Origin of the sequence: Stenotrophomonas mexicanensis, from assembly GCF_032911605.1 — a bacterium.
Taxonomy (GTDB): Bacteria; Pseudomonadota; Gammaproteobacteria; order Xanthomonadales; family Xanthomonadaceae; genus Stenotrophomonas; species Stenotrophomonas maltophilia_A.
This window is the reverse complement of record NZ_JAWJTG010000004.1, coordinates 54,953-70,197: the sequence shown is the minus strand read 5'-3', so window position 1 is coordinate 70,197 and position 15,245 is coordinate 54,953. Positions and strand designations below refer to the sequence as shown.

Genomic DNA, 15,245 nt, shown 5'->3' with positions numbered 1-15,245 from the left:
CTTACTGCCCCTTCTCTTTGGTCGCGACGAAGCCGACGTCCAGCATGCCCTGTTCCTGCGCGATCTTGGTCATCTCGTTGATGACACGCATCTTGGTGGTGCGGTCACCACGCAGGTTCAACGGCGGCTGCGGGGTCTGCTGGGCGGCGGTCGCCAAGCGCGACTCGAGAGTCTGCTTGTTGATTTCTTCGTCGTTCCAGTAGATCGAGCCATCTTCCTTGACTGCCAGGGTGATGGGGCCCTTGCGGTCGTTGGTGTCGTCCGGCTTCTGGACCAGGTTGGCCTCCGGCAGATCCACCTTGACCTTGTGGGACATCAGGGGCGCCGTGATGATGAAGATGATCAGCAGCACCAGCATCACGTCCACGAGGGGCGTAACGTTGATGTCGGCCATGGGGCCGCCGCTGTTACCACTACTGAAAGCCATAACGGGCTCCGTCTAGATCGTGTTGACTACGTTCTCGCTGGGTACAGCGCGTCGCAATTAGCGGACGCGCGAACCGGTGGCGAAGAAGTCGTGCAGGTCGTGCGCGAAGGTATCGAACTTGCTGATGGTCGCGCTGTTGATCTTGCTGAAGAAGTTGAAGGCGAACACGGCCGGGATCGCGACGAACAGACCGATCGCGGTCATGATCAGCGCTTCACCCACCGGGCCGGCAACGGCGTCGATCGAAGCGGAGCCGGTGGCACCGATCTTGATCAGCGCGCCGTAGATGCCCCACACGGTACCCAGCAGACCGACGAACGGAGCGGTCGCGCCGACGGTGGCCAGCAGGGTCATGCCCGACTGCAGCTTGTTGCTTTCGCGGGTCACGGCCTGACGCAGAGCGCGGTCGACGAACTCCGAACGGCTCAGGTTCTCACCCACGCCGCCGGTGGCGCCGCCTTCAGCGCGCTGGTGGTGGGCAGCCGCCTGGGCAGCGTCCAGGGCGATCTTGGAGAACGGCTCGGAAGCCGGCTGTTCTTCCATCGCACGGATGGCGTCCTGCGCGTTCGGGGTATCCCAGAACAGGCTGACGACGCGATCAGCGGCGCTCTTCAGGCGGGTGGCGCGGAAGATGTTGATGACGGTCCAGTACCAGGACATGGCCGACATGACGACCAGGGTCAGCAGCACGACCCAGGAAACCGCGAAATCACCCGGCTTGGTGGTCATTTCGTGGATCAGGTGCTCGAAGCCCATCTGCGACAGGGCGTTGGACGGATTGCCCCCGGCAGCAGCGGCGATGAAAATTTCCTGCAGCATGACGCTTACCTTTGTTGTGTGTGGTGATAAAGGGTGTAGCTAAGCTAAACAATCGAACTGGGAGCGGGGGTGGCCAAGCAGCCACCCGGACGCATCAGTTCAGCGCAAAGTTGACCGGGACGCGAACGCGACCTGCCGCCTTCTTACCGCCAGATTCAGCGGCGTTGAAGCGCCACTTGCGAGCTGCTTCCATCGCAGCACGGTCCAGGTCGCGGTTACGGCTGGACTTTTCCACCGTGACATTGGTGACGTTGCCGCTGGCATCGACATCAATGATCAGGATCACTTCGCCCTGGATACCCGCGCGGAAGGCTGCCGGCGGGTAGCGCGGCGGGTTCATGGCCTTCGACGAGATGTCCACGCTGGCCTCGATCGAGGTCGGCGGAGCCGGCGGCGACGGAGGCGACGGCGGGGTGACGATATCGCTCGGGCGCGGTTCCGGCACGTCCACGACCGGCGCCTGCGGCGGCGGCGGGACTGGCGACGGCTTCGGCGGCGACAGGTTCTTCACCGGCGGCGGCGGAGTATCCGTCGGCGGCGGCGGCGGCGGCGGCGGTGGCGGCGGCGGCGGGGCGTCGACGATCGTCACCATGACGTTGCGCTCCTTCTCAGCCACGGCCTTGGGAGCCACGGCGGGGATCAGGAGCATCATGAACGCGGCCAGATGCAGGGCAATTACAAACGCGATGCCGACGATGCGAGGCCAGCTCAGCCCCTTGTCATCGGGTTGTTCGTACCGGTGAACGACTAGTTGTTCCGTCATGCGCCAAGAGCTCAATAGTGGGGCCGGGATGCCGGGGGCGGAATCCCTGATCAGCGGTGCATGACACCGCAGGAACCTCCAAGCTTATACCAATCCTGAGCGCCTGCGCATCAACTGTGCAGGCATTCAGGCGTTATTCCTACTTACTTCAGGTTGATGATTTTTTTGGCATCAGCCTGGTTCTTCACACCCTTCGCCAGCGCCTGCTGGGCGGCCTGCTTGGCCTCCGGGATGCGACCTTCGGCATGCAGGACGCGTGCCAGGTTCAGGTAGGTCTCACCGTCCTTGGACAGCGGGGCAGCCTTCTGCCACGCATCGATCGCCTGCGGCACCTGGTCGGAGTAGTAGTAGGACTGGGCCAGCGCCAGGTAGACCTGGTAATCCGGCTTCAGGATGCCCTTCTGCAACCCTTCGTTGATGACCGCGATGACGTCCTTTTCCTTGTGTTCGGTGTTGGCATAGATCGAGTACAGCTGCTTGTACTCGCGCTCTTCGGTGAGCTGGCCGCTGCTGCGCAGCTTGTCCATCACCGCGGCAGCCTTCTCCATCTGATCGGCCTGCATGTACATGCTGGCCAGGTTCAGCTGGGCCTTCTTGTCGTTCGGGTTCTTGGCGGCCAGCGCCTCGGCTTCCTTCACCGCTTCACCGGACTGGCCGGCTTCGGAGAGGGCCGCCATCAGCAGCTGGTTCCAGTTGTCCTTCGGTTCGGTGGCGCCGGCGATGGCCTGCTTCAGCACCGGGATCGCTTCCTGGTAGCGCTCCAGCTGGTACAGCGCCTGGCCCTTGGCGATCAGCTCTTCCGGCTTGGTCGACTTGCTCTCGGCGAAGTACTTGTCCAGGGTCGCCAGGCCTTCGGCGGTCTGGTCTTCCTGCAGCTGCAGCTGGCCCAGCATCAGCATCGACTGGAAGTGGCCGTTGTTGTCCAGGCCGTTGAACTGCAGGACCTGCTTCAGGTAGGCCACGGCAGCCGGGGTGTCGTCGGTCTGGTAGGCGGCCTGCGAGGCCAGCTGCGCGGCCAGCGACTTGTCGTACTCGTTCGCGGCGCTGTCAGCCAGGATCGCGTCGGCCTGCGTGCGCGTCTCCGGGAACTTTTCCTTGTTGTAGCTGTCGATCATCTTCTGCAGCTTGCTGCCCAGCTTGGCCGATGCCTTGACGGTCGGCTCCTCGCGGGTCGCGTTCGGGTACAGCGCTTCGGCCTTGGCCTGCTTGCCGCCGCGGTTGCCACGCTCGGAGGAACGCGAGGACTGCGCGAAGGCATCGGTGACCACGGCGCCGGTCAGGGCGGTCGCGACGAGGACGGAAAGCACAGCTTTGTGGTTACGGAAAATCATCGTTCACCTCGATCGAACCGCCGGATAGCGGCAAAGTCGGACTGTCAGAAAAATCTGAGCCGCCAAACGTATCAGAAACAGATGGCGTGAGAAATCGTTTTATGTGCTGCAATACAGCATAGAACTGCGCACTCATCCGCACTTTGGCCGCAGCCCGGCCGCCTGCGCCTGCTGATAGACCGGCGTCAATCCCGGTGCATCGCGTCGCAGTTCCTGGATACGGTTGGCTGGATCGGGGTGGGTGGACAGCCATTGCGGGCTGCGACCGCCACTGGCGGCCATCATGTTCTGCCACAGGTCGACCGCCTGCGCCGGGTTGAAACCGGCCTGGGCCATCAGTCGCTGGCCGATCACGTCGGCCTCGCTTTCCTGGGTGCGTGAACCGGGCAGCAGGAAGGCGGTCTGCGCACCCATGCCACCGAGCTGGTTGACGGTGCTGGCAGCGCCTTCTCCGTAGGCCGCGCCGGCCAGCGCACCGAGTACGGCCAGCCCGGTCTGCGCACCCATCTGCCGGGTGATGCGCTCTTCGTGGTGGCGGGCGATGACGTGGCCGATTTCATGGCCGATTACGGCAGCCAGCTGATCCTGGTTCTTGGCGACGGTGAAGATGCCGGTGTTCACGCCGACCTTGCCACCGGGCAGGGCGAAGGCGTTGGGCTCCTTGTCGACGAACACGGCCGTCTCCCACCGTACGCCACGGTATTGAGGCGGCAGCTGCGCGACCAGGGCGTTGACCACGCACTGCACGTAACCGTTCTGGCGGCCGTCGGTGCTGATCTTTTCCTTCTGCTTGGTTTCGGCGAACGCCTGTGCGCCGAGCTGGTCCAGCTGCGCCTGCGACACCCCGCCCACCATCTGCCGACGGCCGGTAGGAGAGGTCGTGGTCGCGCAGGCGCTGACCAGGGTGGTGATGACAAGGGCCAGCAGCAGTTGTTTCATGGATCCACCCCCGTGTTCATATGCGCAGTGTGTAGCGTAGCGGCTTAATCTTTCGTCAAGCGGACACGGCGTTACGTTGCCCCGAAGAACACAAGCGCGGCAAGCGCCACGCCGTTGTTCAGCGCGTGCGCGGTGATCGCGGCCCAGAGCGTGCCGGTGCGCTGGTACAGCCAGCAGAACGCGGCACCCATGCCGCCATAGACCAGCCACAGCTGCGCGATCTCGGCCGGGCCGTTGGCACTGGTGCCAGGGATTTCATGGATCAGGGCGAAAGCAAGGCTGCTCAGTACCACGCCCAGCCACGGGCGTCCGGCCTTCCACAGGCGGCCAAACAGCACGCGGCGGAACAGCAGCTCCTCGTAGGCCGGTGCCAGTACCACCGCGAACAGCACCAGGAACAATGGGAAGCGCGCGATCGCGCTCTGCATCAGCGCCAGATTGGTGGGAACCGGCTCGATGCCGAACTGCTTGGCCAGGAAGGCGATGCCATTGCTGCCGAGCACGATCAGGGTCGCCACCAGCAGGGTCCAGCCCCAGGTGGAGGGACGGCGCAGCGCCTGGCGCGACGCGTGGCGCTCGGCGGCATTGGCCGGCCGTCGCCAGAAGTACAGCAGCAGCGCGGCGCCGCCGGTGGCAAACAGCGCCATGAGAATCTGCGCAAGCGCGCCCGGCTGGCCCAGTGATGCCGCTACCGAACTGGCGTCGGGGGCGCCAGCGCCGGCCTGCGCGTTCGCGTAACCAACCACCACGCCACGGTACAGGCCCCATAGCAGGCCGCTGATCAGGCTCAGGCCGAACAGGGTGACAGCGGCGATACCCAGGTCGATGAAAAACCCCGCCAACGGCGAAACGGCACGCGGCGCGGCAGAAGCCGGCGGAACCGGGGGCGGAGCGGAAACCGGGGCGGATGCGGACATCAGGTACCTGCGTTCAAGAGTCGAAGGCCGGCGCGCCTCCCCGCGCACCGGCCGTGTCCCGATTGTGTCAGATATCCAGGTTTGCGACCTTCAGCGCGTTGTCTTCGATGAAGTCGCGACGCGGTTCGACGACATCGCCCATCAGCGTGCTGAAAATCTGGTCGGCAGCGACAGCATCTTCGATGCGCACCTGCAGCAGTCGACGGGTTTCCGGATTCACCGTGGTGTCCCACAACTGCTCCGGATTCATTTCACCCAGACCCTTGAATCGCTGGATCTGGCGGCCGCGCTTGGCCTCCTCGAGCAGCCAGTTCTGTGCCTTGGCAAAGCTGTCGACTTCGATCGACTTGGCACCGCGGGAAATGGTCGCGCCTTCGCGGACCAGACCGTGCAGCAGCTTCGATGCCTGGTGGATCGCGCGCAGTTCGCCGCTTTCGAAGGCCGACATCGGCAGCACCTGGATGTGCTGTTCGCCCATGTGGCGACGGGTCACCAGCACAGCGGCCGGGCGCTCATCGTTGGCGTCCTGCAGTTCCAGCGTGAAACGCGGGCTGCCCAGGCTGCCCTGGTTGAGACGCTTGGCCAGTGCATCCAGGCCCTCGCCTTCGCCGGCAGCGCGCAGGCTTTCCAGGTCCATCGGGACGAAGTCGACCAGCGCTTCAAGCAGGTTGCGGTCGTAGCGGTGTGCGTTGCGCTCGATCGAATCCAGCGCCGCCGCGTAGGCCAGCAGCAGCTTCTCCAGCGCCAGGCCTTCGATGCCGGGCTCGCCGGTGGCCGGCACCAGTGCAGCGTTTTCCACTGCGCTGCTGGCCAGGTAGCTGTCCAGCGCCGGGTCGTCCTTCAGGTACAGCTCCTGCTTGCCCTGCTTGATCTTGTACAGCGGCGGCAGGCCGATGTAGACGTAACCGCGCTCGATCAGCTCCGGCATCTGACGGTAGAAGAACGTCAGCAGCAGGGTGCGGATGTGGGCGCCGTCGACGTCGGCGTCGGTCATGATGATGATCTTGTGGTAACGCAGCTTGTCCGGGTTGTACTCGTCACGGCCGATGCCGGTGCCCAGCGCGGTGATCAGCGTACCCACCTGGTCGGAGGACAGCATGCGATCGAAACGCGCGCGTTCCACGTTGAGGATCTTGCCGCGCAGCGGCAGCACCGCCTGGTTCTTGCGGTTGCGGCCCTGCTTGGCCGAACCACCTGCCGAGTCACCCTCGACGATGAACAGTTCGGACAGCGCCGGATCCTTTTCCTGGCAGTCGGCCAGCTTGCCCGGCAGGCCCGCGATGTCCAGCGCGCCCTTGCGGCGGGTCAGGTCGCGGGCCTTGCGCGCGGCTTCACGTGCACGTGCGGCATCGACGATCTTGCCGGCGATCGCCTTGGCTTCGTTCGGGTTTTCCTGCAGGAACTCTTCCAGGCGCGCACCGAAGGCATTTTCCACCGCCGGGCGCACGTCGGAGCTGACCAGCTTTTCCTTGGTCTGGCTGGAGAAGCTCGGGTCCGGCACCTTCACCGACAGCACTGCGATCATGCCTTCGCGCATGTCATCGCCGGTCAGGTTGATCTTGGCCTGCTTGGCGATGCCGTTCTGCTCGATGTAGTTGTTGAGCACACGGGTCAGCGCACCGCGGAAACCGGCCAGGTGGGTACCGCCGTCCTTCTGCGGAATGTTGTTGGTGAAGCAGTACATCGTCTCCTGGTAGGAGTCGGTCCACTGCAGCGCCACGTCGACGACGATGCCGTTGTGCTCGCCGGTGACTGAAATGACGTTCGGGTGCAGCGGGGTCTTCAGCTGGGCCAGATGCTCCACGAAGCTGCGGATGCCGCCTTCGTAGTGGAAGTCATCGCGACGGCCATCGCCACGCTCGTCGGCAAGGACGATCTTGACGCCGGAGTTCAGGAACGACAGCTCGCGCAGGCGGCGGGCCAGGATGTCGTAGTGGAATTCCACGTTGTCGTGGAAGGCGACGGTCGACGGCCAGAAGCGCACGGTGGTACCGCGCTTGGTGGTGGCTTCCAGCTTGGCCAGCGCAGTCACGGCTGCGCCGTTGCTGAATTCCTGCTGGTAGTGGGAGCCATTCTGGAACACGTCCACCAGCAGCTTCTGCGACAGCGCGTTGACCACGCTGACGCCGACGCCGTGCAGGCCGCCCGAAACCTTGTAGCTGTTGTCGTCGAACTTGCCGCCTGCGTGCAGGACGGTCATGACCACTTCGGCCGCAGACACTTCGCGACCGAGCTTGGCGCTCATCTGCTCGTGCTTGCCGGTCGGAATACCACGGCCGTTGTCGGACACCGAGACCGAGCCGTCGGTGTGGATCGTCACTGCAACGTGGTCGGCGTGGCCGGCCAACGCTTCGTCGATCGAGTTGTCGACGACCTCGAACACCATGTGGTGCAGACCGGTGCCGTCATGCACGTCGCCGATGTACATGCCGGGACGCTTGCGGACAGCCTCCAGGCCTTCCAGGGCGGTAATGCTGTTGGCGTCGTAATTGCCGTTGTTTGCCGGGGTGTTCTGTTCGTCGCTCATTGCGCTTGCCGTAGGCTCCGCAGGTCGGGCACCGCTTGGGGCGATGCGCCGAGAATGAAAGGATTCCAACCCGAATTATACCAGCCGGGGTCGAGCGGCCCTGGTGTGCCCACTATGGCACAGCCACGATCTGTGCATGTTCCACGTGGAACCGGGCAATGTGGGTCAGTTCCTGCAGCGCCGCTGGGGTTTCGGTGGCGGTAATGAATATCTGTGCGGGCCCATTGAGCAGACGCTCCAATACCCGCGCCTGATGGGTACGATCCAGCTCCGAGGCCAGATCGTCCAATGCGATCACCGGCCATTCGCCTCGCTGTTCCGCATAGTCCTCCGCCTGTGCCAACAGGCACGCCAACGCCGTCAGCTTGGCCTGGCCGCGGGACAGCGCATCACGACCTGGAATGCTGTGGAAATCCACACTCCAGTCCGCGCGGTGCGGGCCCACCGAGGTATACCCTGCCTGCCGGTCACGTTCCCGGGCCAGAAGCAGGGCATCGGCCAAGGGAAGCTCATGCCGCCGCCAACCGGGGCTCAGCTCCAATCCCTGGATACCGAGCTGTGGAGCGAGGCTGGCGGCCAAGGCGACCGTGCGCTGCTGCAGACGCTCCAGGTAGTGCTGGCGGCGGCTGGTCAGTGGTTCTCCTGCCTCGGCCAGCTCGTGATCCCAGGTATCGAGCATCCGCGACGGCCCGCCCTGCTTGAGCAGGGCATTGCGCTGCTTCAGCGCCCGGGAGTAGCGACGCCACAGGGACAGAAAATCCGGTTCCACGTGGAACAAGCCCCAATCGAGGAAGCGGCGGCGGGGTTCACCACCACCACTGACCAGTGCATGGCTCCCGGGCTCGAACGTCACCACGGCCAGCGCTGCGCAGAGATTACCCAGCTGTGCGACATCCTCGCCGTCCAGTCGCCCCTTCCAGTCCTGACCACTGTGGCGCAGGCCGGCTTTTCGGCGGTGGGGCGGGTGATGGGCACGCTGTTCGTCCCATTCCACGAAGATTTCCAGCGCTTCCTGGCCCTGGCGTACCAGACCGTCGCGCACCCGGCCACGGAAGCTGCGGCCATAGGCCATCAAGTGCAGGGCTTCGAGCACGCTGGTCTTGCCGGCACCGTTGTCGCCGGTCAGCAGGTTCAATCCCGGCTGGGGCGACAGGTCCACCGCACTGAAACGACGCAGTTGATGCAAGGCGAGGCGGCGGATCTGCATGGGGCGCGAAAGACCATCCGCACAAGGCGGTAGAGGGGCAGGGAATCCATCAGCTTACTGCATCGGTCAAGCCAGCCGTGCCGCCCCAGACATCGCCACTGTGCTGAAGCTTCCGTCTGGCAACCCTACGCGTGTTCCACGTGGTGGCGCTCCCTCACCTGGGCTCGCCTGGGTCTGGATGCGCCCGGGAATCCTTGAATTCTGAGCGGCGGCGCAGGGTACCGGCCCTCAGATTTCAGCGATTTCAGCCTCATTCCGCGAGCATCGCCAGGTGCCCCGACGGTGGTTTGCGCGAACACCGCGCAGATTTCTTGAAATCTACGATGCGATGCCCTGGAGGGTTCCACAGATTTCAAGGAATTCGAGCCCTCCGTTTCACACTGTCCACAGCAGGTCTGTATGACTTATACACAAGGTATGGGCAAACTGTGGATAAAAAAGCCCTTTTGCCCGACCTGCGAAACTATCCACAGGTTCCCCCCCAGCCTGAGGGGCCTCTATACAGGGGGTTTCAGGCGCATAAATCTCTTCAAAATCAAATAGATAATTCATTTCTCCACGAAATCTGGGCCTACCATCACCACCATGCTTTAGATTTATACCCAGATTTAGAAGCTAGGCCGGCCCAGATCCGACCCCAACGAGACCTGTGGACAGTGGCGTCTGCAGATGAAGCAACCGCAGCGTTGCGACCCACGATCTGCTTCACCCCTCCCGCAAGTTCGGGGAACGTGCATCAGGCTGAAGACCCGGAACGGCATACTCGATCGAGAGCGGCTGGACAGCGCCCAAGCTCACAACCTGGATTCCAATCGCTCAGCACCGATTGCATCGGAAAGGCAGCCAGGATCAATCGGCAACCAGCAATCTCAAGGAAGGCATTCACCCATACCTGGAGATCCGGCCATCGCGATGCTCCACGTGGAACCTGCAAAAAAAACGCCCGGGAAGATCCCGGGCGTCGTTCGGTTCCACGTGGAACACGCTGCTGTCAGAGACGCAGCGGCATCACCACGTGGCGCGACTTCTCGCTGCTGGATTCACGCACAAGCGCCGAGGAGTTGGAGTCGCGCAGCTGGATGATGACTTCCTCGTCGCGCAGGGCGGAAAGGGCATCCAGCAGGTAGTTCACGTTGAAGCCGATGGCCAGATCGCTGACCGTGGTGTCGGCTTCGATCTCTTCCTGGGCTTCTTCCTGCTCCGGGTTGTGCGCGCTGATCTTCAGGTTGCCCGGCGAGACTTCCACGCGGATGCCGCGGTACTTCTCGTTGGACAGGATCGCGGCACGCTGCAGCGAGGCACGCAGTGCTTCGCGATCAACCTTCACTTCGCGGTCGGCACCGATCGGAATCACCGCTTCGTAATCCGGGAAACGGCCGTCGATCAGCTTCGAGGTGAAGGTGACATCGTCGCGCTTGACGCGGACGTGGCTGCGGCCGACTTCCAGCTCGATCTCACGATCACCGCTTTCCAGCAGGCGCTGCAGTTCGGTCACGCCCTTGCGCGGCACGATGATCTGGCGCTTGGAACCACTGGGCTTGGCCAGGTCCGTTTCACACAGCGCCAGGCGGTGGCCGTCGGTGGCGACGGTACGAAGCGCATCGCCGCGCAGATCGAACAGCAGGCCGTTGAGGTAGTAGCGCACGTCCTGCTGGGCCATCGCGAACGCGGTGCGCTCGATCAGTTCCTTCAGGGTCGCTTCGCCGATGGCCACGCGCTCGGTGGCTTCCACTTCATCAACCGACGGGAAGTCGTTGGAGGGCAGGGTGGCCAGGGTGAAGCGGCTGCGACCGGCCTGCACGGTGATCTTGTCACCGGTCTGCGAGACGGTGATCCGGCTGCCGTCGGGCAGGGCGCGGATGATCTCGAACAGCTTGCGGGCGGGGATGGTGGTTTCGCCGTCCTGGGCATCTTCAACCGCGATCCGCGACACCATCTCCACTTCCAGGTCGGTACCGGTCAGCGACAGCTGGCCGTTCTGCACCTGGACCAGGAAATTGGCCAGAACCGGAAGGGTCTGGCGGCGTTCGACCACGTTGACGACCTGTGCCAACGGCTTGAGAAAGGCTTCGCGCTGCAGTGTGAAACGCATGTGGTTCCGTGCCCCTATGCTTTAAAAAATGTGGAATAAATCAAAAGCTTGGTGGTGCTGGTAGAGACAGAATCGCTGGAAAACAACTCTAAGTCTTTGTAAATAAAAGAATTTCATACATCGAAACCCTCTGTATTACCGACCCCCAGGGGGTGGGGAAAGCTGTGGATAAATCTGGCGCGATTTCAAACGCCATTTTTATCCACAACGTGTCCCGCGCTTGCTACCGGATTCTGCACCGTTTTGTGCGATGACGCCTCATCGGCATCCGTGCATCATTCGCTCAGCTTCCGGATCAGCTTGTCCCAGTCCTCGCGGAGCTTGCCGTCGGTTTCCATCAGGGTCCGGATCTGGCGGCAGGCATGCAGCACCGTGGTGTGGTCGCGACCGGCAAAGGCGTCGCCGATCTCGGGCAGGCTGTGCTCGGTCAGTTCCTTGGTCAGGGCCATGGCGACCTGGCGGGGCCGGGCCAGCGAGCGGGTCCGACGCTTCGACAGCAGATCCTTGATCTGCAGGCCGTAGTAGTCGGCAACGGTTTTCTGGATGTTGGGAATGCTGATCGCCTGCTGCTGGGCGCGCAGCAGGTCGCGCAGGGTTTCCTGGGCGAATTCGGTGGTGATCGCGCGGCCGGTGAAATTGGCGCGGGCGGTCAGGGTATTGAGCGCACCTTCGAGGTCGCGCACGTTGGAGCGCATCTTCTTGGCGATCAGGAACGCAACATCATCGGGAATCTCTGCACCGCGTTCGCGTGCCTTGGCCAGCACGATCGCAGCGCGGGTCTCGAAGTCCGGCGGTTCGATCGCGACCGACAGGCCCCAGGCAAGCCGCGACTTCAGGCGTGCTTCCAGGCCTTCGACCTCGCGCGGATAGCGGTCGCAGGTCAGGATGATCTGCTGCTTGCCATCGAACAACGCGTTGAAGGTGTGGAAGAACTCTTCCTGGGTGCGGTCCTTGCCGGCGAAGAACTGGATGTCATCGATCAGCAGCGCGTCCACCTGCTGGAACTGGCGCTTGAACTGATCCATGGTCTTTTCCTGCAGGGCCCGGATCATCGCGCTGAAGAACTGTTCCGAACGCAGGTACAGCACCTTCGCACCCGGATTGGCCTGGCGCATGGCATTGCCGGCGGCGAACATCAGGTGGGTCTTGCCCAGGCCCGTGCCTCCGTACAGCAGCAGCGGGTTGTGCGCGCGGTCGCCCGGCTTCTGCGCTGCCTGGAAGGCGGCGGCCAGGCCCAGCTGGTTGCTGCGGCCTTCGACGAAGTTGGCGAACGTGTAGTGATTGTCCAGGTTGCCGGCAAACGGCACCTGCGGTTCGCTGGACACATGCGCCGACGGCGTGGAAACCGGCGTGTTCTGCGCCTCCACGGGACGCGGGCGCGAGCCGATTTCAAGAAAAACGTCGCTGAAACCGGCGAAATGGGCCAGCAGTTCGCGGATCCGGGCCAGGTACAGCTCGCGGACCTGGTCGACGATGAAGGCATTCGGTGCATACAGCACCAGGCTGTCCACGCGCAGATCGGCCTGCAGCGGCTTCAACCAGGTATGAACGTCTTCCGGCGGGAACTCCGCTTCGAGGCGCTCGAGACTACGGGACCAAGCATCCATCAGCAATAATCGTCCGGTGGCCGGGGCATGGACGCGACAAGGCGCCCAAACACAGGCCGGAAAGGGGGGAAATGGATGGCTCAGACTACCACCGAGCGCCCGCCTTCGGAATGCTTGTCCCCTACTTATTCACAAAAACATCCACAGCTATTGCACAGCCCAGTGAAATCGCGTAGCTGCCAGGGGTTGACTTGGGGCGGGGTACCTCTCTAGAATTTCCGGTTCTTTCCGTCCCATTCATACGAGAGGCCCCCAATGGCCACGAAGCGCACCTACCAGCCCAGCAACCTCAAGCGTAAGCGCGACCACGGCTTCCGTGCCCGTATGAAGACCGCTGACGGCCGCAAGATCCTGTCGCGTCGCCGCGCCAAGGGCCGCAAAGTCCTGAGCGCCTGATTGCCATGCCGCACATCGCGGCAGACGCAATCCCTTCGACAGTGAATACTGCAGACCCGCGCAAGCGATTCCCTCGCTCTGCGCGGGTTCGCACGCGTGCCGAATACTCAACGGTCTTCAACGGCGCCCGCCGTGTGTCCGATCCGCTGATGACCCTGCACTGGCTGCCGGCTGACCGGCCGGCCAGGCTGGGTCTGGCGGTTTCCCGCAAGGTTGATCCGAACGCCGTCGGGCGTAACCGGATCAAGCGCGTCCTGCGCGACATCCTGCGTCAGACACGTACCGATATCCAGCCAGGCGACTTTGTCGTCGTGGCTCGTAGTGCTGCGCGTTCCGCCAGCAACGACGAGATCCGCCAGGCCTTCCTGCGCCTGCTGCGTCGCCTGCGTGCATTGCCCACGCCGGGCGTGGACGGCACAATGCCGCCGCCTGATGGCATCGCAACTCCTTCTTTGACCGAGCCGGCATCGCGTCCCGGCCCCGCCGAGCCTGTCCGCTGATGAACCAGACCCGCGTATTCCTCATTTTTGCCTGGCTGATGGTGGCCGTGCTGCTGTGGATGGAGTGGAGCCGTGAAAAGGCTGCTCCGACCCCGGCACCGACGACCACGTCGGCCCCGGCCGCCGCACAGAGCGTTCCGGGCGCAACCCCGGGCGCCATCCCCAGCGCCCAGGTGCCGGGTGCCCCCGGCCAGGCCGCCGTGCAGGCCCAGGCCAGCGCCACCCCGGCCAGCCAGCGCGTGACCGTCACCACCGACGTGCTGCGCCTGGTGCTCGACGGCGGTCGCGTGCTCGATGCCGAGCTGCTGCAGTTCCCGCAGACCAAGGACGAAGGCAGCCCACCGGTCCGCCTGCTGACCGAAGATCCCGCGCACCCGTACAGCGCGATCAGTGGCTGGGCCAGCGAAGACAAGAACACCCCGGTCCCCGGCGCCGACGGCTTCAAGCTGGTCGGTGACACCAAGGACTTCGTGCTGGCCAAGGGCCAGAACGAGCTGCAGATCCCGTTCGTGTGGACCGCCGACAACGGCGTGACCATCAAGCGCACGCTGACCGTCTCGCGCAACGAGTATGCCGTGCGCTTCAAGGATGAAGTCAGCAACGCCGGCGCCGCGCCGTGGAACGGCTACGTCTACCGCACCCTGGACCGCACCCCGACCATCCTGTCGCGGAGCATGACCAACCCGGATTCCTTCAGCTTCAACGGTGCCACCTGGTACGACAACGACAAGAAGTACCAGCGTCGTGCGTTCAAGGACTACCTGGAAGACGGCACGCTGAACCAGAACATCACCGGCGGCTGGCTGGCGATGCTGCAGCACCACTTCTTCACCGCCTGGATCCCGCAGAAGGACCAGACCGCACACTACGTGCTGTCGCAGGTGGCCGGTCGTGACCTGATCGAAGCGCGTGGCCCGGCCTTCACCGTGGCCCCGGGCCAGTCCACCAGCACCGAAGCCCGCCTGTGGGTCGGCCCGAAGCTGGTCAACCTGATTGCCAAGGAAGACGTGCCGGGCCTGGACCGCGTGGTCGACTACAGCCGCTTCTCGATGATGGCGGTGATCGGCCAGGGCCTGTTCTGGGTGCTGAACCAGGTGCACAAGCTGGTCGGCAACTGGGGCTGGGCGATTGTCGGCCTGGTGGTGCTGCTGAAGCTGGTGCTGTACCCGCTGTCGGCGACCCAGTACAAGAGCGGCGCCAAGATGCGTCGTTTCCAGCCGCGCATCGCGCAGCTGAAGGAACGCTATGGCGATGACCGCCAGAAGTTCCAGACCGCGATGATGGAGCTGTACAAGAAGGAAAAGATCAATCCGATGGGCGGCTGCCTGCCGATCCTCATCCAGATGCCGATCTTCTTCGCCCTGTACTGGGTGCTGGTGGAATCGGTCGAACTGCGCCAGGCGCCCTGGTTCGGCTGGATCCAGGACCTGACAGCACGCGACCCGTACTTCATCCTGCCGGTGATCAACGTGGCGGTGATGTGGTTCACCCAGAAGCTGACCCCGGCACCGGGCATGGACCCGATGCAGCAGAAGATGATGCAGTTCATGCCGCTGGTGTTCGGCGTCATGATGGCCTTCATGCCGTCCGGCCTGGTTCTGTACTGGGTGGTCAACGGCGGCCTGGGCCTGCTGCAGCAGTGGTGGATGACCAAGCGCCACGGCGGCGAGCCGGTCCCGGCCACCACCGCCCCGGTCCCGGTCAAAAAGAAGTAATCCGA

General features: G+C 63.8%; 13 protein-coding genes. 3 read left to right on the top strand and 10 right to left on the bottom strand.

Translation table 11 applies throughout. The features are described 5' to 3' along the window. Window position 1 precedes the first annotated feature (1 nt). The 10 genes from R1L06_RS03575 to dnaA all read right to left on the bottom strand — a co-directional run bounded on the left by R1L06_RS03575 (window position 2) and on the right by dnaA (window position 12,629). Entirely contained in the window at window positions 2-427 is a 426-nt protein-coding gene (locus R1L06_RS03575; RefSeq protein WP_012509603.1) for an ExbD/TolR family protein, read from the bottom strand. 57 nt (window positions 428-484) lie between these two features. Beyond that, on the bottom strand, window positions 485-1,246 hold the full coding sequence (gene exbB / locus R1L06_RS03570; RefSeq protein WP_004132614.1) for a TonB-system energizer ExbB: 762 nt from the start codon (window positions 1,244-1,246) through the stop codon (window positions 485-487). 94 nt (window positions 1,247-1,340) lie between these two features. Further along, entirely contained in the window at window positions 1,341-2,009 is a 669-nt protein-coding gene (locus R1L06_RS03565) for an energy transducer TonB (protein ID WP_049399022.1), read from the bottom strand. A 143-nt stretch (window positions 2,010-2,152) separates the two neighbouring features. Further along, window positions 2,153-3,340: a tetratricopeptide repeat protein gene (locus R1L06_RS03560; RefSeq protein ID WP_032128511.1), complete on the bottom strand. Its 1,188-nt coding sequence runs from the start codon at window positions 3,338-3,340 to the stop codon at window positions 2,153-2,155. Between the two features lie 132 nt (window positions 3,341-3,472). Beyond that, entirely contained in the window at window positions 3,473-4,279 is an 807-nt protein-coding gene (locus R1L06_RS03555) for a M48 family metallopeptidase (protein ID WP_032128510.1), read from the bottom strand. A gap of 71 nt (window positions 4,280-4,350) precedes the next feature. Next, the gene (locus R1L06_RS03550) at window positions 4,351-5,196 is read right to left on the bottom strand and encodes a CPBP family intramembrane glutamic endopeptidase (protein WP_049399023.1); all 846 of its coding nucleotides are present in this window, start codon (window positions 5,194-5,196) and stop codon (window positions 4,351-4,353) included. A gap of 67 nt (window positions 5,197-5,263) precedes the next feature. Further along, the gene (gyrB, locus tag R1L06_RS03545; RefSeq protein ID WP_317216928.1) at window positions 5,264-7,723 is read right to left on the bottom strand and encodes a DNA topoisomerase (ATP-hydrolyzing) subunit B; all 2,460 of its coding nucleotides are present in this window, start codon (window positions 7,721-7,723) and stop codon (window positions 5,264-5,266) included. Between the two features lie 112 nt (window positions 7,724-7,835). Next, window positions 7,836-8,930, bottom strand: coding sequence for a DNA replication/repair protein RecF (gene recF / locus R1L06_RS03540; protein WP_032128507.1), 1,095 nt, complete (start codon window positions 8,928-8,930; stop codon window positions 7,836-7,838). 991 nt (window positions 8,931-9,921) lie between these two features. Beyond that, on the bottom strand, window positions 9,922-11,022 hold the full coding sequence (dnaN, locus tag R1L06_RS03535) for a DNA polymerase III subunit beta (protein ID WP_005411731.1): 1,101 nt from the start codon (window positions 11,020-11,022) through the stop codon (window positions 9,922-9,924). Between the two features lie 275 nt (window positions 11,023-11,297). Then, window positions 11,298-12,629: a chromosomal replication initiator protein DnaA gene (gene dnaA, locus R1L06_RS03530; protein WP_014035414.1), complete on the bottom strand. Its 1,332-nt coding sequence runs from the start codon at window positions 12,627-12,629 to the stop codon at window positions 11,298-11,300. A 255-nt stretch (window positions 12,630-12,884) separates the two neighbouring features. On the opposite strand from dnaA, the gene rpmH reads away from it, so the two are divergent. The 3 genes from rpmH to yidC are packed head-to-tail and all read left to right on the top strand — an operon-like array spanning window position 12,885 to window position 15,240. Further along, entirely contained in the window at window positions 12,885-13,025 is a 141-nt protein-coding gene (rpmH, locus tag R1L06_RS03525) for a 50S ribosomal protein L34 (protein WP_005411729.1), read from the top strand. Between the two features lie 5 nt (window positions 13,026-13,030). Next, window positions 13,031-13,525: a ribonuclease P protein component gene (gene rnpA / locus R1L06_RS03520; protein ID WP_021203275.1), complete on the top strand. Its 495-nt coding sequence runs from the start codon at window positions 13,031-13,033 to the stop codon at window positions 13,523-13,525. Next, on the top strand, window positions 13,525-15,240 hold the full coding sequence (yidC, locus tag R1L06_RS03515; protein ID WP_317216927.1) for a membrane protein insertase YidC: 1,716 nt from the start codon (window positions 13,525-13,527) through the stop codon (window positions 15,238-15,240). The genes rnpA and yidC overlap by 1 nt, the downstream gene beginning before the upstream one ends. The last annotated feature ends 5 nt before the right edge of the window (window positions 15,241-15,245 follow it).

Coding starts and splice junctions, on each gene's coding strand:
- exbB (WP_004132614.1), bottom strand. CDS start 1,246: ATGCTGCAGGAAATTTTCATCGCCGCTGCTGCCGGGGGCAATCCGTCC.
- R1L06_RS03565 (WP_049399022.1), bottom strand. CDS start 2,009: ATGACGGAACAACTAGTCGTTCACCGGTACGAACAACCCGATGACAAG.
- yidC (WP_317216927.1), top strand. CDS start 13,525: ATGAACCAGACCCGCGTATTCCTCATTTTTGCCTGGCTGATGGTGGCC.
- rnpA (WP_021203275.1), top strand. CDS start 13,031: ATGCCGCACATCGCGGCAGACGCAATCCCTTCGACAGTGAATACTGCA.
- dnaN (WP_005411731.1), bottom strand. CDS start 11,022: ATGCGTTTCACACTGCAGCGCGAAGCCTTTCTCAAGCCGTTGGCACAG.
- R1L06_RS03555 (WP_032128510.1), bottom strand. CDS start 4,279: ATGAAACAACTGCTGCTGGCCCTTGTCATCACCACCCTGGTCAGCGCC.
- rpmH (WP_005411729.1), top strand. CDS start 12,885: ATGGCCACGAAGCGCACCTACCAGCCCAGCAACCTCAAGCGTAAGCGC.
- gyrB (WP_317216928.1), bottom strand. CDS start 7,723: ATGAGCGACGAACAGAACACCCCGGCAAACAACGGCAATTACGACGCC.
- R1L06_RS03560 (WP_032128511.1), bottom strand. CDS start 3,340: ATGATTTTCCGTAACCACAAAGCTGTGCTTTCCGTCCTCGTCGCGACC.
- recF (WP_032128507.1), bottom strand. CDS start 8,930: ATGCAGATCCGCCGCCTCGCCTTGCATCAACTGCGTCGTTTCAGTGCG.
- dnaA (WP_014035414.1), bottom strand. CDS start 12,629: ATGGATGCTTGGTCCCGTAGTCTCGAGCGCCTCGAAGCGGAGTTCCCG.
- R1L06_RS03575 (WP_012509603.1), bottom strand. CDS start 427: ATGGCTTTCAGTAGTGGTAACAGCGGCGGCCCCATGGCCGACATCAAC.
- R1L06_RS03550 (WP_049399023.1), bottom strand. CDS start 5,196: ATGTCCGCATCCGCCCCGGTTTCCGCTCCGCCCCCGGTTCCGCCGGCT.